General features: G+C 64.6%; 18 protein-coding genes. 9 read left to right on the plus strand and 9 right to left on the minus strand.

Going from position 1 to position 19,309, the window contains the following annotated elements; all coding sequences use genetic code 11:
• Positions 1-4: 4 nt before the first annotated feature.
• Both I6F12_RS34560 and I6F12_RS34565 read right to left on the minus strand, forming a co-directional pair.
• Positions 5-460: a cupin domain-containing protein gene (locus I6F12_RS34560; protein ID WP_036007559.1), complete on the minus strand. Its 456-nt coding sequence runs from the start codon at positions 458-460 to the stop codon at positions 5-7.
• Positions 461-566: 106 nt separating this feature from the next.
• Positions 567-1,742, minus strand: a complete 1,176-nt coding sequence (locus I6F12_RS34565; protein WP_036028956.1) for an ABC transporter substrate-binding protein — start codon at positions 1,740-1,742, stop codon at positions 567-569.
• A gap of 278 nt (positions 1,743-2,020) precedes the next feature.
• Here I6F12_RS34565 and I6F12_RS34570 point away from each other — a divergent pair, with 278 nt between their 5' ends.
• The 3 genes from I6F12_RS34570 to I6F12_RS34580 all read left to right on the plus strand — a co-directional run bounded on the left by I6F12_RS34570 (position 2,021) and on the right by I6F12_RS34580 (position 4,828).
• Complete coding sequence (locus I6F12_RS34570) at positions 2,021-2,512, plus strand: MarR family transcriptional regulator (RefSeq protein WP_036007554.1); 492 nt, start codon at positions 2,021-2,023, stop codon at positions 2,510-2,512.
• Positions 2,513-2,656: 144 nt separating this feature from the next.
• Positions 2,657-4,348 (plus strand): benzoate-CoA ligase family protein, encoded by a 1,692-nt coding sequence (locus I6F12_RS34575; RefSeq protein ID WP_225158319.1) that lies wholly within the window; start codon positions 2,657-2,659, stop codon positions 4,346-4,348.
• 15 nt (positions 4,349-4,363) lie between these two features.
• Entirely contained in the window at positions 4,364-4,828 is a 465-nt protein-coding gene (locus I6F12_RS34580; protein ID WP_193374967.1) for a RidA family protein, read from the plus strand.
• A gap of 12 nt (positions 4,829-4,840) precedes the next feature.
• Here I6F12_RS34580 and I6F12_RS34585 read toward each other — a convergent pair whose 3' ends face one another.
• Positions 4,841-5,569: a CBS domain-containing protein gene (locus I6F12_RS34585; RefSeq protein ID WP_225125662.1), complete on the minus strand. Its 729-nt coding sequence runs from the start codon at positions 5,567-5,569 to the stop codon at positions 4,841-4,843.
• 205 nt (positions 5,570-5,774) lie between these two features.
• Here I6F12_RS34585 and I6F12_RS34590 point away from each other — a divergent pair, with 205 nt between their 5' ends.
• Positions 5,775-7,601: an alpha/beta fold hydrolase gene (locus tag I6F12_RS34590; protein WP_225158320.1), complete on the plus strand. Its 1,827-nt coding sequence runs from the start codon at positions 5,775-5,777 to the stop codon at positions 7,599-7,601.
• Here I6F12_RS34590 and I6F12_RS34595 read toward each other — a convergent pair.
• From I6F12_RS34595 to I6F12_RS34605, 3 genes are read right to left on the minus strand one after another with little or no spacing between them, the layout of a single operon-like run.
• Positions 7,598-8,584 (minus strand): CHAD domain-containing protein, encoded by a 987-nt coding sequence (locus tag I6F12_RS34595; RefSeq protein WP_225158321.1) that lies wholly within the window; start codon positions 8,582-8,584, stop codon positions 7,598-7,600. The genes I6F12_RS34590 and I6F12_RS34595 overlap by 4 nt on opposite strands.
• Positions 8,584-10,134 (minus strand): bifunctional aminoglycoside phosphotransferase/ATP-binding protein, encoded by a 1,551-nt coding sequence (locus I6F12_RS34600; RefSeq protein WP_225158365.1) that lies wholly within the window; start codon positions 10,132-10,134, stop codon positions 8,584-8,586. Before I6F12_RS34600 ends, I6F12_RS34595 begins: the two co-directional genes overlap by 1 nt.
• A 23-nt stretch (positions 10,135-10,157) precedes the next feature.
• Positions 10,158-11,141 (minus strand): zinc-dependent alcohol dehydrogenase family protein, encoded by a 984-nt coding sequence (locus I6F12_RS34605; protein ID WP_225158322.1) that lies wholly within the window; start codon positions 11,139-11,141, stop codon positions 10,158-10,160.
• 178 nt (positions 11,142-11,319) lie between these two features.
• On the opposite strand from I6F12_RS34605, the gene I6F12_RS34610 reads away from it, so the two are divergent.
• Together I6F12_RS34610 and I6F12_RS34615 are read left to right on the plus strand one after the other, a co-directional pair.
• Entirely contained in the window at positions 11,320-12,153 is an 834-nt protein-coding gene (locus tag I6F12_RS34610; RefSeq protein ID WP_225158323.1) for a universal stress protein, read from the plus strand.
• Positions 12,154-12,218: 65 nt separating this feature from the next.
• Positions 12,219-14,912, plus strand: a complete 2,694-nt coding sequence (locus I6F12_RS34615; RefSeq protein WP_225158324.1) for a bifunctional acetate--CoA ligase family protein/GNAT family N-acetyltransferase — start codon at positions 12,219-12,221, stop codon at positions 14,910-14,912.
• Positions 14,913-14,921: 9 nt separating this feature from the next.
• Here the strand turns inward: I6F12_RS34615 and I6F12_RS34620 are convergent, their stop codons facing one another.
• Together I6F12_RS34620 and I6F12_RS34625 are read right to left on the minus strand one after the other, a co-directional pair.
• A complete protein-coding gene (locus tag I6F12_RS34620; RefSeq protein ID WP_225158325.1) occupies positions 14,922-15,410 on the minus strand; it encodes a phage holin family protein in 489 nt (162 codons plus the stop codon).
• The gene (locus I6F12_RS34625; protein WP_036007505.1) at positions 15,411-15,686 is read right to left on the minus strand and encodes a hypothetical protein; all 276 of its coding nucleotides are present in this window, start codon (positions 15,684-15,686) and stop codon (positions 15,411-15,413) included.
• A 177-nt stretch (positions 15,687-15,863) separates the two neighbouring features.
• Between I6F12_RS34625 and I6F12_RS34630 the strand changes: the two genes are divergently transcribed.
• From I6F12_RS34630 to I6F12_RS34640, 3 genes are read left to right on the plus strand one after another with little or no spacing between them, the layout of a single operon-like run.
• Positions 15,864-17,000, plus strand: a complete 1,137-nt coding sequence (locus I6F12_RS34630) for an ABC transporter permease (RefSeq protein WP_225158326.1) — start codon at positions 15,864-15,866, stop codon at positions 16,998-17,000.
• Between the two features lie 2 nt (positions 17,001-17,002).
• Entirely contained in the window at positions 17,003-17,770 is a 768-nt protein-coding gene (locus tag I6F12_RS34635; RefSeq protein ID WP_225158327.1) for an ABC transporter ATP-binding protein, read from the plus strand.
• Between the two features lie 3 nt (positions 17,771-17,773).
• The gene (locus I6F12_RS34640) at positions 17,774-18,877 is read left to right on the plus strand and encodes an MlaD family protein (RefSeq protein ID WP_225158328.1); all 1,104 of its coding nucleotides are present in this window, start codon (positions 17,774-17,776) and stop codon (positions 18,875-18,877) included.
• Between the two features lie 7 nt (positions 18,878-18,884).
• On the opposite strand, the gene I6F12_RS34645 is transcribed toward I6F12_RS34640, so the two are convergent.
• The gene (locus tag I6F12_RS34645) at positions 18,885-19,202 is read right to left on the minus strand and encodes a cytochrome c (protein ID WP_081493895.1); all 318 of its coding nucleotides are present in this window, start codon (positions 19,200-19,202) and stop codon (positions 18,885-18,887) included.
• Positions 19,203-19,309: the final 107 nt, after the last annotated feature.

The raw sequence follows: 19,309 nt of genomic DNA on the forward strand, positions 1-19,309 counted from the left end.
GCTGCTAGCCGCCGGGCGGCGGCGGCAGGAAGTGGATGTTGAACTCGGCAGCCATCGCCACGACGTCCTCCGGCTTCTGCTCCTTCATGTTGTGAAGGCCCCAGAACAGGTCGAACAGCTTGCGGCTCGGCGAGACCCAGAACAGCACCTTGGCGGTCTGCTCCGACTTGTTGAAGATGCCGTGCGGCACGCCCATGCCGAGGCGGATCAGGTCGCCTGCACTGGCCTGCGCCTCCGAATTGCCCAGCATGAAATCGAGCTTGCCCTCCAGCATATAGAGATACTCATCCTGGTCGGGGTGAATGTGCGGCGGCACGAAGGTGCCCGGCGGTAGCGTCGCGTGCCAGGAGAAGCTGTTCTCCGCGTAGCTCTTCGGCACGTAGGTCTGGCCGAGGATGTTCCAGGAAATGCCCTGGATTCCTTCATTGGCCCGCGTGATGCCGGTGATTTCGCTCTTCATTGCAGTCCTCCCGTAGCGCGCTGCGCGGCTATTGTCAGAGCATGATCTTCATCGGAAAACCGCTGCGCACTTTGCGCTAGTGCGGCCCTTCGGGTCCGGATCATGCTCAGTTCGACGCCTTGCAGTCCTTGGCATAGCGGTCGCCGTAATTTTCGAAGACCTTCTGCACGATCTCGGTCTGGAACTTGCCGTCCGGACGCTTGGCGACCTTGGTCAGGTAGAAATCCTGGATCGGATAATTGTTGTTGTTGAACTTGAAGGCCCCGCGCAGCGAGGTGAAGTCGGCCTTCTTCAACGCGGCGCCAACGGCCTCCTTGTTGGAGAGATTGCCCTTCACGGCCTTGACTGCGCTGTCGATCAGCATCGCGGCATCATAGGCCTGGAAGGCGTAGGTGCCGGGAACGCTGTTGTAGGCGGCCTCATAGGCGGCAACGAACTTCTTGTTCTGGGGATTGTCGAGATTGGGCGCCCAGTTCGCGCCACCGAACATGCCCACCGCCGCATCCTGCTGTGCCGGCAGGGTCGATTCATCGACCGTGAAGGCCGAGAGCACCGGAATAGTATCGGCGAGCCCGGCCTGCCGGTACTGCTTGACGAGATTGACGCCGAGGCCGCCCGGCATGAATGTGAACAGTGCATCGGGCTTCTGCGAGGAAATCTTGGAGAGCTCCGGCTGGAAATCCAACGTGTTCAACGGCATGTAGGACTCTTCGACGATCTCGCCCTTGTAGTCCAGCTTGAAGCCAGCCACCGAATCCTTGCCCGCCTGATAGTTCGGCACCATCAGGTACATCCGCTTGTAGCCGCGATCCTGCGCGACCTTGCCGAGGATCTCGTGCACCTGATCGTTCTGATACGAGGTCACATAGAAGAACGGGTTGCAATCCTTGCCGGCGAAGGTCGAGGGACCGGCATTGGGGCTGATCAGGAAGGTTTTCGACTCCGTGATGGGCCGGTGGATGGCCTGCAGGATGTTGGAGAAGATCGGCCCGACCACGAAGTCGACCTTCTCACGTTCCAGAAGGCCCTTCACCTTGGTCACCGCAGCATCCGGCTTCAGCTCATCGTCGACGACGACGACCTCGACATCGCGGCCACCCATCTTGCTGCCGAGATCCTTCACGGCGAGCGCGAAGCCGTCGCGAACCTGCTGGCCCAGCGCTGCGGCGGGCCCCGATAGGGTCACGATCACACCCAGCTTGATTTTTTCCTGGGCGAGGGCAGGGGTCACCACGGTGCCGAGTAGCATCGCAGCTGCGGCCAAGGTTATTTTCGTCTTCATGATCTGTCCCTCGTGACGATTGGCTTGCGCTGCAAGCCACGTACTCCAATCCAAAGCTTATGCCGATGACGGCGGTCCCGGCAAGCCGAGCGCGGGGCGTCGCATCGTGCGAGCAGCGATGCATGCAAGCTGCGCGCCAATTATTTGAAGCCTAAAGAAACTGGCGTGCGGTCGATTGTTGCAGCTTTGGACTTGCGGCCGACGCGGATTTATTTGAAGCTCAAAACGTTGGGGATTCCGTGCCCGCGCCATGGCCGGCCGTGAGTGACTGCATCGACATGCTCGATTCCGAGACCAAGGTTGTCGAAACACCGGAGGACCACGCCGAAGAGCTTCGGCTGTGGCTGCGGCTCTTGACGTGCACGACGCTGATCGAGGGCGAGGTGCGCGGCCGGCTGCGGCAGCGGTTCGACGTCACGTTGCCGCGTTTCGACCTGATGGCACAGCTCGACAAGGCGCCTGACGGCATGACCCTGTCAGATGTCTCCAAGCGCATGATGGTCTCGAACGGCAATGTGACCGGGCTCGTGGAGCGCCTGGTGGAATCAGGCCATCTCGACCGGCGGACCTCAGACACCGATCGCCGCGTCCAGGTGATCCGGCTGACCAAGCTCGGGCGTGCCGAGTTCCGCAGGATGGCCGCCGAGCACGAGACCTGGATCGCCGATCTGTTCGCCGATCTCTCCCCGAAGGATGTGCGCGAATTGATGCGCCTCCTCGCCAAGACCAAGGCGTCCGCGCAGAAATCGGCCGCCCGCCGCCGGCCGTAGCCTGCGGGCGCGACAGCCCGACACCCTTTGCCGCATGAAAAAGCACGGGATGCCCAAAATCCCCTATTGCGCCGAATTGTTTTAAGCCTAAAATGTTTTCCAGATCGTGCTGCCGGGTGCAATCCATGCTGAAAGGAGCGTGCGATGGCCAACGCCGCCAAGATTCAAGGGACGGGCTCGTCTGACGGCAGCGCCGCGACGGCCCATGTCGATACGTTCGCGCGGCAACATCTGCCGCCGCGCGAGCTCTGGCCCGAATTCATCTTCACGCGGCCGGAGCTGAACTATCCGCCGCGACTGAACTGCGTCAGCTATTTCCTCGATCGCTGGGTCGAGCAGGGCCATGGCGATGCCCCTTGCGTCATCAGCCCGGCCGTCAGCTACACCTATCGCGAGCTGCAGGCGCTGGTGAACCGCATCGCCAATGTGCTGGTTGGCAAGCTCGGTCTCGTCAGCGGCGGGCGTGTGCTGCTGCGCTCGGCCAACAATCCGATGATGGTTGCGACCTATCTCGCGGTGATCAAGGCCGGTGGAATCTGCGTGGCGACGATGCCGCTGCTGCGCGCCAAGGAGCTGTCCTATCCGATCCAGAAGGCGGAGATCACGCTGGCGCTGTGCGACGGAAAGCTCGCCGAGGAGATGGAGAAGGCGAAAGCTGCTGCGCCCGGTCTCGAGCGGGTCGTCTATTGGGGCAATGGCGCGGCGGATTCGCTGGAAGCGTTGATCGCCGATGTCAGCCCGGAGTTCGAGGCGGTCGATACCGCCGCCGACGACATCTGCCTGATCGCCTTCACCTCGGGCACGACCGGCGATCCCAAGGGCACCATGCATTTCCATCGCGACATGCTCGCGGTCTGTGACGGCTATGCGCGCAACATTCTGCGCGCCGTGCAAAACGATCGCTTCATCGGCTCGGCGCCGCTCGCCTTCACCTTCGGCTTCGGCGGCGTGCTGTTTCCGATGCATATCGGCGCCTCCTTCGTTGTGCTGGAGAAGACGACGCCGGACGACATTCTGAATGCGATCGAGCAGTACAAGACCACGGTCTGCTTCACGGCGCCGACCGCATACCGCGCCATGCTTGGCAAGCTCGCAGGCCGCGACATTTCTTCGCTCCGCAAATGCGTCTCTGCGGGCGAGACCCTTCCCAAGCCGACATTCGATGCCTGGCTTAAGGCGACCGGGATCAAGCTGATGGACGGCATCGGCTCGACCGAGATGCTGCACATCTTCATCAGCGCGACCGAGGACGAGATCCGCCCCGGCGCCACCGGCAAGCCCGTGCCGGGCTATGAAGCCAAGATCGTCGATGATGAGGGCCGCGACGTGCCGCCCGGAACGATGGGCTTTCTCGCCGTGCGCGGGCCGACCGGCTGCCGCTATCTGGCCGACGAGCGGCAGCGGAAATACGTCCAGAACGGCTGGAACATCACCGGCGACACCTATTTGATGGATAGCGACGGCTATTTCTGGTACCAGTCGCGCTCCGACGACATGATCGTGTCGGCCGGCTACAACATCGCAGGAACTGACGTCGAAGCGGCGCTGCTTACGCATCCGGCGGTCGCCGAATGCGGTGTGGTCGGCGCGCCGGACGAGGCGCGGGGCATGATCGTCAAAGCCTATGTCATTGCCGCGCCCGGCGTGACCCCTGACGCTCAGCTCGTGGCCGAGTTGCAGGAGCACGTCAAACGCGAGATCGCGCCGTATAAATATCCGCGCGCCATCGAGTTCGTCGCGCAATTGCCGAAGACCGAGACCGGCAAGCTGAAGCGCTTTGCCCTGCGGCAGCTGGCGCAGGCTGCAGTGACGTCCTCAGGCGTCGCCGCGGAATGAGAGAAGGATAGAGAATTGTCTGTGACGACGCCGAAATGCCCGCAACTCGCGGTCCTGCCGACCGCAGCCGAGGATGGAACGCGCACCAAGGCGCAGATCCTGCAGCCGTCAGGCTGGCCGCTGCCGAAGGGCTATGCCAACGGCATGGCTGCCGAAGGACGCATCGTCGTCACCGGCGGGGTGATCGGCTGGGACGCCGAGGAGCGTCTCGCCGACGGCTTCGTCGCGCAGGTGCGCCAGACCCTGGACAACATCGCAGCGATCCTGGCCGAGGCCGGTGCCCGGCCCGAGCACCTCGTGCGCCTGACCTGGTACGTCGTCGACATGGACGAGTACCTGGCCAATCTGAAGGAGCTCGGCAGGATCTACCGCGACGTCTTCGGAACGCACTATCCAGCGATGGCCCTGGTACAGGTCGTCCGCCTCGTCGAGAAGGCGGCGCGCGTCGAGATCGAAGCCACCGCCGTCATTCCGAGCTGAACTCCGCGGCGATCAGCTCGCTTTGGCGAGCTCGTCGTCTTCGGGCGAGTTGAGATAGACGCCGGATATGGTGTCGACCCAGCAGAGATGATCGTGCACCTTCTTCACGCCCTCGACGTTTTCCGCGGCGACGATCGCGGCTTGCCGAGCGCGCTCTTCGGTGATGACGCCGCTGAGATGAACGATACCGTCGCGGACGATGACGTTCAGCCCGAACGGGCACCAGTCGTTCTTCTCCATGGTGTCGATGATGCGGCTGCGAATGTGGTCGTCGTCCGCGGTCGGATCCGGCACTTCGCGGGCGAGCCCGGCCACGGCCTGTAACAGGTTGGCGCGGGACACGATTCCGACGACCTTGTCGCCGCGCACCACCGGCAGCCGCTTGACGTTGTTTCGCTCCATGAGATCGACGATCTCCGCAAGCGCCGTATCCTCGGTGATGGTTACGGGCAGGTCGGTCATCACTTCCGAGACCTTGCGGCCGTGTTCGTGAACGAAGTCGCTGGCGGATTTGCCCGGACCGAGGATGAACCGCAGCCAGCGCCCGCGCTTGCGCCCGGTGCCGATCTCGCTGCGGCGGATGAAATCTCCTTCCGACACCACGCCCACCAGCTTGCCGGTAGCGTCGACCACCGTGAGGCCGCTCACATGTCGCTTCAGCATGATATTGGCGGCCTCGACGATGCTGGTGTCGGGGGTAACCGAGATGACCGACCGGGTCATGATCTGGTGGGCGCGCATGAACAACTCCGCTGGCATGTCAATTTCAATGGACAAAGCCTAGTGAATCCATCGGGGTGCGGTTTGACTCAGGTCAAGCGGAGAAAGCTTGCCTTGATTGACCGATTTTGATCCGTGCCGCGATTTGATGCAGCTCAACGCGCACCGGAAGCGTCGCCATATCCTGCCGCAGGCGTAGAACAGAAGCCCGCAGGAACAATGAGCCATGAGCGTCGTGAAGATCTTCCCACGGGCCGAAGCGCCGCTGCAAGCTCCCGCTACCAGGCCGGCTGCCGGGATTTCCGAAAGGGTCGCAGGCACGCCGGCTGACTGCACTTGCCCGCAAACAACGGATTCGTATCCACTCGATCGCGCGTTTCATGCCATGCTGGCGCGGTTCACGGGCGGAATCTCGCCTGTTGCCTTGTCGCTCGCCTGGCTCGACTGGGGCGCGCATCTTGCGGCGGCGCCTCAGCACCAGATGGAGCTCTTCCGCAATATCTTCCGCGACTCAGGCCGCTTCCTGGAAGCTGCCGCTCACGCGACATCCAAAGAACCATGGTCCGTCATTCGGCCGCAGGCGCGGGATCGCCGCTTCAAGGACCGGCAATGGGAAGCCGCGCCGTTCAATCTGCTTGCGCAGGCGTTTCTGCTCACCGAGCGCTGGTGGCACGATGCCACGACCGGCATACGCGGCGTGTCGCACGCAAATGAGGGCATCGTCGAGTTCTCGATGCGCCAGATGCTCGACATGCTGGCGCCCTCGAACTTCGCCGCCACCAATCCGCAGGTGCTGGAAAAAGCGTTCCAAAGCGGCGGGGAGAACTTCGTGTTCGGCTGGCAGAACTGGTGCAGCGACCTGATGCGCCTGCTCTCCGGCTCGAAGCTGGCCGGCGAGGATCAGTTCGTCGTTGGCAAGACGGTGGCGGCTTCGCCCGGCAAGGTCGTCTACCGCAACAGCCTGATCGAGCTGATCCAGTACCATCCGACGACTGCGCAGGTGCGACCGGAGCCGATTCTGATCGTGCCGGCCTGGATCATGAAGTACTACATCCTCGATCTGTCGCCGCAGAATTCCCTGGTCAAATACCTGACCGCTCAGGGCTTCACCGTCTTCGCGATCTCCTGGCGCAATCCGGATGCGAACGATCGGGATGTTGCCTTCGACGACTACCGCAAGCTGGGCGTGATGGCCGCGCTGGACATGATCGGGCAGATCGTGCCGGGCCGGAAGATCCATGCGCTCGGCTATTGCCTTGGCGGGACGTTGCTGTCGATTGCCGCGGCGGCCATGGCGCGGGACGGCGATAGCCGTCTCGGCACCGTCACGCTTCTCGCCGCACAAACCGATTTCACGGAGGCCGGCGAACTGACGCTCTTCATCAACGAGAGCCAGGTTGCCTTCCTCGAAGACATGATGTGGCAGCGCGGTTATCTCGACACGACACAGATGGCGGGCGCGTTCCAGCTCCTGCGCTCCAACGAGCTGATCTGGTCGCGGCTCTCGCGTGATTATCTGATGGGCGACGGCTCGCCACCGAGCGACCTGATGGCCTGGAATGCCGACGCCACGCGGCTACCCTATCGCATGCACTCGGAGTATCTGCGCAAGCTGTTCCTGAACGACGATCTGGCGGAAGGTCGCTATCGGGTCGAATGCCGGAGCGTCTCGCTGTCCGACATTCACACACCGATGTTCGTGGTCGGCACGCTCGCCGATCACGTGGCGCCCTGGCGATCCGTCTACAAGATCCATTATCAGGTCGATGCCGACGTGACGTTCCTGTTGACCAGCGGCGGTCACAATGCCGGTGTCGTGGCGCCTCCGCAGGAGGAGGGCCACTTTTATCAGGTGCTGACCAAGGCTGCCGATGCGCCCTATGTCGGTGCGGATGAATGGCTGAAGCTGGCCCCGCGCGTCGAGGGCTCATGGTGGCCGGAATGGACCACTTGGCTGGCGGCACGTTCCGGCGCCCCCTGCGATCCGCCGCAGATCGGACTTGGCGACGCCCTCGGCCTGCCGGATGCGCCGGGGGACTACGTCCACACCTAAGCCTCCGGCTCCGATCTCGGCGTGAGATCCGAGGAGCGGAACGGTTTGGCCTTGTCCAATTTGCGATAGGCCGTTGACGCCTTCCGCAACAACTTCTTCTCGCGTTTGCGATCGAGGAAGCGATTGCTGGCCTCGATCCCGGCGCCATTCAACGATGCCGCCAGCGCTTGTCCGCGGGCATCGTCGTTCAATTGACCAAGCGACCGTTGTGCCTTGCGCAATTGCTTGAGGATGGACTTCTGTTTCGTCGCCGCCCCATCGGCGAACAGATCCGCAAGCGACTCGACCGAGTAGGTCATCCGTTTGTTGAGGAGCCGCAGCTTGTGACGTTTCTCGACATCGAGCTTCTTCAGCTTACGGGCCTTCTTGAGCAGCGTCGTCTCCCACTCGGTCAGCCGCTCCGTCGCATGGTCGGCGAGGGTGCAGCGGCGCAACCGGATCGCTTCCTTGCTGCGGCGGGTCGACCAGGGGCCGCTTTCGATCCACGTCGAGGTTTGCTCGACCAGGCGGCGATACCGCGCCGATTGCAGCGCACGCGCCAGCAGCCGATGGCTCTCCGCGCGTTTTTCGTCCCAGCGCTGAAGCTCGGCGACCACCGCGAGCTCGTCGCTACTCTCTGCGACGATCCGCTCGATGGCCACGTCGAGGTCCCGCACCATGCCGAGCTGACTGTTCAGCCATTTCAGTTCGGCCCAGACTTCCGGTCGCACGTTATCGTCGACCATTGGCGAGAAGAAGCGGATGGCAGTCCGCAGATGAGTCAGTGCGATCCGGATCTGGTGCAGCGCATCCGGATCGCCGCGGCAGGTGCCGTCGTGCTGAGCGATCACCGCGCCGAGGTGTCGGCGGGCGATGATGCGGAAGGCCGTGTCGCAGGCCATGCCGGGGCTGAGGCGGGCCGGCAGGACATTGCGCCGCGTTGCCGGCTTGGCATGCGCATTTGCCGTCGAGCGCGTGGTGGATCGCGACTTCCTTGCCCGCATTAGTCTGATTGCCTTGTTTGCCCCTCAGCGATGACGTTCCGGCAGTTCTGAAGCGTCTGCTCCTGTGTCCCGGATGCATCGATGGTCGCCCAGCCGACATGGCCGATATTATAGTGCTCTTGCAGCGCGGCAACCTCCGGCGTGGCGTCCGATGCGTCTCCCCGGCGGTCGCCGATGCGCGCTTGCCGGGTTGCAAGGTCTGCGACCAGGAACAGCCCGTTCAACGTCACGTTGCACTCGCGCGCCAGCGCCGCGATCGCATCGCGTTCGTCCTCGCGCGCGAATACGCCGTCAACGATCGCCGAATGGCCCTGCGCCAGCACCCGCCGGGCCTGCTGCACCAGCGTGTCATAGACGCGGGCCGTGACCTCCGGCGTATAGGCTGAAGGCGGCAAGCGGTGGGTGTCTTCGACCCCGAACATCTGCTTGCGGACGAGATCGCTGCGCAGCACGCCGGCGCCCGGCTCCGGTGCCACGACCGGCGCGAGCGCGTGCGCCAGGGCGGTCTTTCCGGTGCCGGACAGTCCGCCGACCGCAATCAGACGCGGAGCAGGAGGACGGATCAGCGTCCCGGCGAGGTCGAAATAACGCCGTGCCTGGTCGACGATGCCGGGATCGTCGGAGTGCGGCGGTTTCAGTCGCGCCAGCGCCACCTGGGCGCGGATCGCCGCCCGGATGGACATGAACAGCGGCAGGGTCGAGAGCGCATCGAGATTGTCCGCCGGCGTCGCGGCGAGATAGCGGTTCAGCACCATGTTTGCCGCGCTCGGCTGGTGGTGCTGCAACAGGTCCATCAGCGTGAATGCGAGATCGTAGAGCACGTCGACCGTCGCCATCTGCGCGTCAAACTCGATCGCGTCGAACAGCACGGGTCGATCATCGATCATAACGATGTTTGCCAGATGCAGATCGCCATGGCAGCGGCGCACGAAGCCCCGGCGGCTGCGCTCTGCGAGCAGGGGACGAATACGCAGACAGGCCGCATGCGAAGCGTTGGCGAGTTGCTCGATCTCGTCTGCGCTGAAATGGCCGCCGGCCCGCAGACCATTGGTGTTGCCGTCGATCAGGGCCGGGATGGAGGAGACCCATGCTTTTCCGTCGGCGCGTGTCGCCGCCGCGTGCGCCGCCGCGTGCGACGCCGCGATGGCGTCGGCGGCGGCGGAGGCAAGCTTCGCGTCCAGCGGGCCGGCCTCGGCCAGATGATCCAACGTCCTGCTTTCGTCGAAGCGCGACATGTCGACCGCATACTCGATCGGCCGGCCGGCGCCCTCGACCTTCACCGATCCATCCGCCTCTTCCGTGATCGCCACGACACCACGATAGATCTGCGGCGCCAGGGGCCGGTTGATCCGGATCTCCTCCTCGCAGGCCGCCTTGCGCTTTTCGAGCGTCGAATAGTCGAGGAAGGGAAACCGGACGGCGCGCTTGATCTTCAGCGCACGCTTTGCTTCCAGGAACACCGAGGCGGCATGCGTGTCGATGCGCATCACGCCGGGATGGTCGGTCAGCATCAGAAAGATGCGCTCCTGAGCCGCCGTGTCATCCTTCATCGAAGCGGACATGGCAAGCACCATCAGGGCGTCAGCACGGCCGCGCCGAGGATCTGGCCATTCCGCAGCATGGTCAGGACCTCATTGGCCTGATCGAGCGGAAACGCCGTCGTCTCGGTCCGCACGCCGGCTTGCGGCGCGACCTTGAGAAAATCGAGGCCATCCTGCCGGGTCAGGTTGGCGACCGAGACCAGCTGCCGTTCCTGCCACAGCAGATCATACGGAAAGCTTGGAATGTCGCTCATGTGGATGCCGGCGCAGACGACGCGACCACCTTTGCGCACGGCGCGCAACGCCGCCGGGACCAGCTCGCCGGTTGGCGCGTAGATGATCGCGGCGTCGAGCGGCTCGTCGGGCACCTGGTCCGATGACCCCGCCCAGACAGCGCCGAGACGGCGGGCAAGATCTTGTGCAGCGGCATCGCCAGGGCGCGTGAATGCATGGACGGAGCGTCCCTGCCAAGCCGCGACTTGCGCAATGATGTGGCCGGCGGCGCCGAAGCCATAGAGGCCCAGCCTCTCGGCGGGGCCAGCCAGGACCAGCGAGCGCCAGCCGATCAACCCCGCGCACAGCAGGGGCGCAATCTCCACATCGCTGCCGGCCTCGCCGAGCGGAAAAGTGTAACGTGCGTCGGCGATGGTGTGGGTCGCGTAGCCGCCGTCGCGCGTGTAGCCGGTGAACAGCGGTGCATCACAGAGGTTTTCCATACCCTCGCGGCAGAAGCGGCATTTTCCGCAGGTGAAGCCGAGCCAGGGAATGCCGACCCGGTCACCAGGCGCATGTGTCGTCACATTCGCGCCGATGAGGTCGATCCGGCCGACGATCTCGTGGCCAGGCACGATCGGATAGCGGATGCCGGGCAGCTCGGCATCGACGAGATGAAGATCGGTCCGGCATACACCACAGGCGCTGATCTTCATCCGGATCTGACCCTCGCCCGGCATCGGGTCAGGCCGCTCCTCCATCTGGAGCCGCGCTCGTGGGGCCGGCAACACCATCGCACGCATGTCTGTCTCCGGGGCGAACCGCGCCGACTGAAGTATCCATAGAACGGCCTAGTGGCCAGTCCTTGACGTCACTCAACGCCTGTTTCCCGGGCTGATCGGACGGAGTTTCCCCCGGTCTTGACGCGGATCAAGGGTCTCGACGACAGCCCGCCTATCATGGTGGCTCAGGAGAATTCCGATGCCCATCAAGGATGTGTTTCTGCCCCTTGTCGGCCAGCCGCGCGGGCCAGCCCTGGTTGCGATCGAGAAATGCGTTTCTGTCGCCGCCGATCTCGGCGCCAGGATCACCGCGCTCGCGCTCGAGGAAGATGTTTTCGAGCGACCGAAGGTGATGCTGCCTGACGATCGCGAATTCGCGCAGGCCAGCCTCGAGGCGAGCGACATGCAGCAGCTGCTGAATGCATTCACCGATGCGGCTTGCTGCGCCAACGTCCGCGCCCAGGGCCGGTCGGGCAAGGTGCCTGCGGATCAGATCGGAGCGATCCTGGCCGAGCACGCCCACTTCAGCGACCTCGCGCTGGTTCCCGTGAAACCGCATGACAGTCGAACGGAGACCATCGTGGAGGCGTTGTTGTTCGAATCCGGCCGGCCGCTTCTGCTCTGTCCCGAACATCGCGCCGATGAGCTCAGGCCCGAGTTCGAGAACGTCGTGATTGCCTGGGATCATTCTGCACGGGCCGCGCGTGCGGTCGGCGATGCGTTGCCTGTTCTTCAGGCTGCCAGTTCGGTTCGTGTGCTGACCGTGGCGGAGGACGAGACGGACGCGGTCGTCCGATCCGGAACGGCACTCGTCGACCATTTGCGGGAACACGGCGTCTTTGCCTCGTTCGAAACCACGAAGGGGGGCGGCCGCTCGACCGGCAAAGTATTGGGAAGCTGGGCGAATTCCCATGGCATCGATGCCATCGTGATGGGCGCCTATCATCATTCGCGCCTGAACGAGATCGTGTGGGGCGGTGTGACAAAGACCGTCATTGGCCAGCCACCATGCTGGGTTATGATCTCGCACTAGGCGTCTTCTTCCCAGCCGGATCGTTCAATCATCGGAACCGCCGCGGGCGCGGTGCATTTGTTTTCATGTCGACTTATCGTCTGAACAACCTGCTATCCCCGCGCTCGGTTGCGCTCGTCGGCGCGAGCGCGCGTCCGGCGTCCGTTGGACGCGCGGTCCTGGAAAACATTCGGAAAGCGGGATTCAAGGGGCGGTTTGGCCTTGTCAATCCGCGCCACGCCGAGATCGGCGGCCTCGCTGCGGTGAAGAGCCTGGACAGGCTGGACTTCGTGCCCGAGCTTGTCGTCGTCACCGCGCCCGCGGGCGAGATTCCAGGCATCGTCGAGCAGGCCGGCCGTCGCGGATCTGCGGGTGCGCTGATCGTCTCAGCCGGGCTCGGCCAGGGACCGGGATCGCTGCACGAGGCGACCAGCGCTGCCGCCCGCAAACACGGCATGCGGCTGATCGGGCCGAACTGCCTCGGCATCATGATGCCCGGCGTCAGCCTGAATGCCAGTTTCGCCGCGCACATGCCGGGGGCCGGCAACCTCGCGCTGATCTCGCAATCGGGAGCCATTGCCGCCGGCATGGTGGATTGGGCCGCGCAGCGCGGCGTCGGCTTCTCCGGCATCGTCTCGATCGGCGATCAGATCGACGTCGACATTGCCGATTTGCTCGACCATTTCGCGATGGATCACAAGACCCGCGCGATCCTGCTCTACATCGAGGCGATCAAGGACGCGCGCAAGTTCATGTCGGCGGCGCGCGCCGCCGCGCGGGTGAAGCCCGTCGTCGTGGTGAAGTCCGGCCGCATGGCGCAGGGTGCGAAGGCCGCTGCCACGCATACCGGGGCGCTCGCCGGTGCCGACGCCGTCTATGACGCGGCGTTCCGCCGCGCGGGCGTGCTGCGGGTGTCCGACCTGCGCGAGCTGTTCGACTGTGCCGAGACACTCGGCCGCGTCGAATCGCCGACCGGAAAGCGTCTCGCCATCCTGACCAACGGTGGTGGCATCGGCGTCCTCGCCGTCGATCGATTGGTCGAGCTCTGCGGTATTCCGGCAACCATCTCGACTGACGCGCGCAGGAAGCTTGATGCGGCGCTGCCGCCGACCTGGTCCGGTGCAAACCCCGTCGACATCGTGGGCGACGCCGACGCTGCGCGTTACGCAGCGGCGCTGGAGGAACTGTTGGCCGATCGCGACAACGACGCAGTCCTCGTCCTCAACGTGCAGACCGCGATCGCATCGGCCGCCGAGATCGCCAAGACCGTGACGGAGCTCGTGGCCAAGTATCGCGAGCAGCACCGGCGATGGGCAAAGCCCGTGCTGGCGGCCTGGGTCGGCGCCGATCAGCACATCATCCAGGCACTCTCCAGCGCCGGCGTGCCGAACTATCCGACCGAGGACGACGCCGTGCGCGGCTTCATGCATCTGGTCCGACACCGCGAAGTGGTGGAGGAGCTGACCCAGGTGCCTCCCGCGATGCCCGATACGTTCGTTCCGGATGCCAGCGGGGCGAGAGAGATCGTCACAGCCGCGATCGCGGATGGCCGCCAGTGGCTCGAACCCGTCGAGATCAAGCACCTGCTCGAAGCCTACGATATCGCGATGGTGCCGACCTATGCGGCAGCAGATGTCGAGCAGGCGGTGACCTATGCAAAGGACATCTTCGCCCAAGGCGGCACCGTCGTGCTGAAGATCATGTCGCGCGACATCACCCACAAATCCGACGTCGGCGGCGTCGTGCTCAATCTGACGTCGCCGGAGGCCGTGCGTGCGGCGGCGACGGACATTCTTGCGCGAGCGCGGAAGCTGCGGCCCGAGGCGCGCATCGGCGGCGTCATCGTCCAGGCCATGGTCGTCAAGGCAAAGGCGCGCGAGCTGATCCTCGGCCTTGCCGACGATCCGACCTTCGGCACGGTGGTGGTTTTCGGCCGCGGCGGCACGGCGGTGGAGATCATCAACGACAAGGCGCTGGCGCTGCCGCCGCTCGATCTACAACTGGCCCGCGATCTGATCGACCGCACGCGCGTGTCGCGGCTGCTGAAGGCCTATCGGGACGTGCCGGCGGTGAAGCACGACGCCGTCGCCATGGTGCTGGTCAAGCTGGCGCAGATGGCGGCCGACATTCCCGAGATCCGCGAATTCGACATCAACCCGCTGCTGGCGGATGAAACCGGCGTGACCGCGGTGGATGCCCGCGTCGCGGTCGGGCCGCCACAGCGGAAGTTCGCCGGCTCCGGCCCGGCCAATTTCGCCGTTCGCGCCTATCCGTCGCAATGGGAGCGCCGCCTCAAGCTCAAGGAGGACTGGCGCATCTTCGTGCGGCCCATGCGCCCCGAGGACGAGCCGACCATCCACGAATTCCTGCGTCACGTCACGGCGCACGACCTTCGCCTGCGCTTCTTCGCCCCGATGAAGGAGTTCACCCACGAATTCATCGCACGCCTGACCCAGCTCGACTATGCGCGCGCGATGGCCTTCATCGCATTCGAGGAGGCCAGCGGCGAAATGGTCGGCGTGGTCCGGCTCCATTCCGACTCGATCTACGAGACCGGCGAATACGCGATCCTGCTGCGGTCCGACCTCAAGGGCAGGGGACTCGGCTGGGCCCTCATGCAGCTGATCATCGACTACGCGCGGTCGGAAGGATTGAAGACCATATCGGGCGACGTGCTGCAGGAGAATACCGTGATGCTCGACATGTGCCGGCAGCTCGGCTTCGAGGTCAAGCCGGACCCGGCCGAGCCTGAAATCTGCGACGTCAGGCTGAAGCTCTGAGCGTGTCGGCTACGATTGCGCCTCGGCCGAACTGGCATCATTGGACGACCTGGCCGTCGTCCGCAGAGTCTTGATGATGATCGCGATCAGCGGCAGCAGCACCGGCACGATCGTGCTCAGCGGGTGGTGCACCGCGCCCGACACCTGGGCCTGGAGCGCACGGGCCTCGAGCTGGAGGGCTTCGATGGAGGTGTCGTGAATTTCGTTGGCGAGTTCGATGTCACGCCCCGACGGAGCGCGGCCGGCGATCAGGAAGAGAGCGGCCGCGATGACGAAATTGACGGCGCCGAGGATGGCAGCCGCGGTAATCGCGCTCCAGATCTGCACCAGTGCGAAATAGGCCGACAGCTCCAGCATCAGCAGCCCGAACGCGGCGATCAGCGCCGCGAAGGCACGCAGGCCGAGGCCGATCAGCAAATGGCGCAGCCTGATGTCGGCGATGATCCTGTCGGTGCGCCACAGCACGCGCAGATGTTTGACGATATTCTCGGTATTCACCTAGTGTCTCCTCAGCATGAAGCCGACAACCACGCCCAGCGCGAAGGCAGAGGCGAGCGATGTGATTGGACGCTCCGCAACGAGGCCCTGGAGCGTCTCCCTCTCCTGTTCGACGGTCTCGCCGAGCTCGGCGAGTGCGGCCCTGATCTGATCGGCGAGCGCATCAGTGCGAGCTTTCGAGCTCTCGAACATCTCCTCGCCGGCGGTGCTCAACAGGTGCGTGACGTCGACCTTCAGCGTGCGCAATTCCTCGCTCATCCTGTCACTGTCGAACATGGATTTGGTGTCCTCATTAAATGCAAACGAGCCTAAGACCAGCCCGTGCGATCGCGCTTGATTTGCGTCAAGAGGCGGAGCCCGTTCGGGGTCTTGAGACAAGTCAATCCGGCCGCCACATGCTGGCCTAGAAATGCCGGCTGAATGGGGACCGATTGTCCCGATGAGGTGGAAAGCGTGAACCACGAACCGCTGCTGCACGCGACGCCGTCCGGCGACGTGCTGAAATTGCGCCCCGAGGGGCCCTGGACCGCCGCGAACGTGGTGACGCTCGAGACCTTGTCCCGCTCGGTCGGGGCCGACGTCGATCGTTCGCGCGCCGTATCCTTGGACATGTCGGGGATCAGCGCGCTCGATACGCTCGGCGCCTGGGTCCTGGAGAAGCTGTCGCGCAGGGCCGCCTCGTCAGGCAGGCCAGCCGAATTCGTCGGCGTCGCCGATCATTTCAGCGGGCTGATGGACGAGGTGCGCCAGGTCAACCGCCGCACGCCGGCTCCGGCGGCCGCGCCCAATCCGGTTCTGGCGCGGCTGGGTGATCTCGGCAAGTCCACGGTCGGGGCGTGGGAGGACATCACGATCTTCCTCCAGATGCTCGGCGCGTTGTTCATGGCCGTCATCGGCGTGCTGCGCCGGCCGCGTTCGCTGCGGCTGACCTCTCTGGTGTATCAGCTCTACCGCATCGGATGGCAGGCGATCCCCATCGTCACGCTGATCACCTTCCTGATCGGCGCCATCATCGCGCAGCAGGGCTTCTTCCACTTCCGTAGATTCGGCGCGGAATCATACACGGTCGACATGGTCGGCATCCTGGTGCTGCGCGAGCTCGGCGTGCTGATCGTCGCCATCATGGTCGCGGGACGGTCGGGGAGCGCCTACACGGCCGAGCTCGGCTCGATGAAGATGCGCGAGGAGATCGACGCGCTCTCGACCATGGGGCTCGATCCGGTCGACGTCCTGATCCTGCCGCGCGTTGCGGCCCTGGTCGTTGCGCTGCCCATCCTCACCTTCATCGGATCGATCGCCGCGCTCTATGGCGGCGGGCTGGTCGCGCAGTTCTATGGCGACATGGGGCCGGCGATCTACATCGCGCGCCTGCACGAGGCCATTTCCGTCGCACATTTCGAAGTGGGCATCCTGAAGGCGCCGTTCATGGCGCTGGTGATCGGGATCGGGGCCTGCAGCGAGGGATTGCGCGTCAAGGGCAGCGCGGAGTCGCTGGGGCGGCAGACCACGACGTCGGTGGTGAAATCGATCTTCCTGGTGATCGTGCTCGACGGCCTGTTCGCCGTGTTCTTTGCCTCGATCGGAATGTGACGATGGACGGACCACAAGACGAGTTCGCCATCCGCGTCCGTGACCTCGTGGTCGGCTTCGGCCGTCAAACCGTGCTCGACCATCTGTCGCTCGACGTCCGCCGCGGCGAGATCCTCGGGCTGGTGGGTGCCTCCGGCGGCGGCAAATCGGTCTTGATGCGGACCATCATCGGCCTCATCCCGCGCCGGAGCGGGACCATCGAGGTCATGGGACAACCCGCCGGCAGCCACGGCCGCGGCGCAGCGATGGCCTGGGGCATCCTGTTCCAGCAGGGCGCGCTGTTCTCCTCGCTGACGGTGCGCCAGAACGTCCAGTTTCCCTTGCGCGAAAATCTCGTCCTGTCGCAGGAGCTGATGGACGAGATCGCGATCGCCAAGCTCGAGATGGTCGGCCTGCGTGCGGAGGACGCCGACAAATATCCGGCGGAGCTGTCCGGCGGCATGACCAAGCGCGTGGCGCTGGCGCGCGCGCTCGCGCTCGATCCGCCGATCCTGTTCCTGGACGAGCCGACCTCGGGCCTCGACCCCATCGCCGCCGGCGAGTTCGACGCGCTGATCAAGACGCTGCAAAAGACCCTGGAGCTCACCGTGTTCATGGTGACCCATGACCTTGCGAGCCTGACCACGGTCTGCGACCGCGTCGCCGCGCTCGCCGACGGCAAGATCGTGGCGATCGGCCCGATGCGCGAATTGCTGCAATCCGAGCATCCCTGGGTGCGCGCTTACTTCCACGGCAAGCGCTCGCAGATGCTGCAACACGAGATGAGATGAGAGATGGAAACCCGCGCTCCCTATGTGCTGATCGGCAGTTTCGTGCTGGCCGCGATCGTCGCAGTGTTCGGCTTCGTCTATTGGCTGAACAACACCGGCGGCATCGGCCCGCGCACCAGCTACCACGTGCAATTCCAGGGGCCGGTGCCCGGCCTGCTGGTTGGCGCGGGCGTGCTGTTCAACGGCATTCGGGTCGGAGAGGTCACCCAGCTCGGGCTCGCGCCTGATAACCCGCGCTTCGTCAATGCCACGATCTCGGTTGCCACCGCGACGCCGGTGCGTGCCGACACTAAGGTCGGCCTCGAATTCCAGGGCCTGACCGGCGTTCCCGTGGTGACATTGGAGGGGGGCGTGATCGTCGCCAAGTCCGGCGAGCTGCCGACCTTGATCGCGGAGGCCGGCGCAGGCCAGAGCATGACGCAGGCGGCGCGCGATGCGCTGCGGCGGGTCGACACGGTGCTTCAGGACAATTCCGGCCCGCTGAAGGACACCATTGCCAATTTCAAGACCTTCTCCGACGGGCTCGGGCGCAACACCGGCAAGATCGACGGCATCCTGGCAGGCCTCGACAAGATGACCGGCGGTGGTACGCCCGCGCAGAAGGTCACCTACGACCTGCGCACGCCGCAGAATCTCGGGCCGGCCGGCAAGACGCTATCGGCCTCACTGGCCATTCCCGAGCCGACGGCGGTGGCGATGCTGCAGACCCAGCGCATGCTGTTCGCGCCTAGCGGCGACAGGCCGGGCTTTGCGGACTTCCTCTGGGCCGACAGCATTCCGAAACTGGTGCAGGCGCGCCTGATCGACAGTTTCGAGAACTACGACATCGCCCACGCCCCGCTGCGCACGACGGATCTCGGGCCGGCGGACTACCAGCTCCTGCTCGACATCCGGCGCTTTCGGATCGCGACGGATGGGGAGGCTCGGGCCGAGATCGGACTGTCGGCTCGGATCGTCGACAAGAATGGCAAGGTGATCGCATCGCGGCTCATCGAGGCCAGCGAAAAGCTCGACAAGGTCGAACCGGCCGCTTCAGTCGCCGCCTTCGATGCCGCTTTCGCGCGCATCGCCAAGGAGCTGATCGGATGGACCGTGCAGGCGGTGTAAGGGGCGACTATTCCAGCGTCTTCAGATAGGACAGCAGGTCGTGGATCTGGTCCGGGCTGAGCGCGAAGGCTGGCATGTCGGCATGTCCGGTGGAGATCCCCTCGGCCAGCGCCTCGCCAAGGCTGTTGATCGGATAGCGCCGATGCAGGGTGCGTAGCGGAGGCGCGATCTCCAGCGGGCTCTTGGAGGCGCGGTCGATCGCGTGACAGCGTGCGCAATTGGCTCGGGCGAAAGCCTTGCCGCGTTGTTCGGCGGCCGGGGCCGCGAGCGCAGGCGTGATCAGAAGCAGCCCAATCAGGCCGTGACGCAGTGCTCTTTGCAGCATGGAATCATCCCGTCGAACCGTGGACGCAGAATAAGAGCGGGATGCCAGCCAAATTTGATCTGGGTCAATCGGCTGCGGCACGGTGCAGTAAAATGCAGCCGCGCGGT

The sequence above is a fragment of the Bradyrhizobium sp. IC4059 genome, assembly GCF_020193615.1.
GTDB classification, from domain to species: Bacteria; Pseudomonadota; Alphaproteobacteria; order Rhizobiales; family Xanthobacteraceae; genus Bradyrhizobium; species Bradyrhizobium yuanmingense.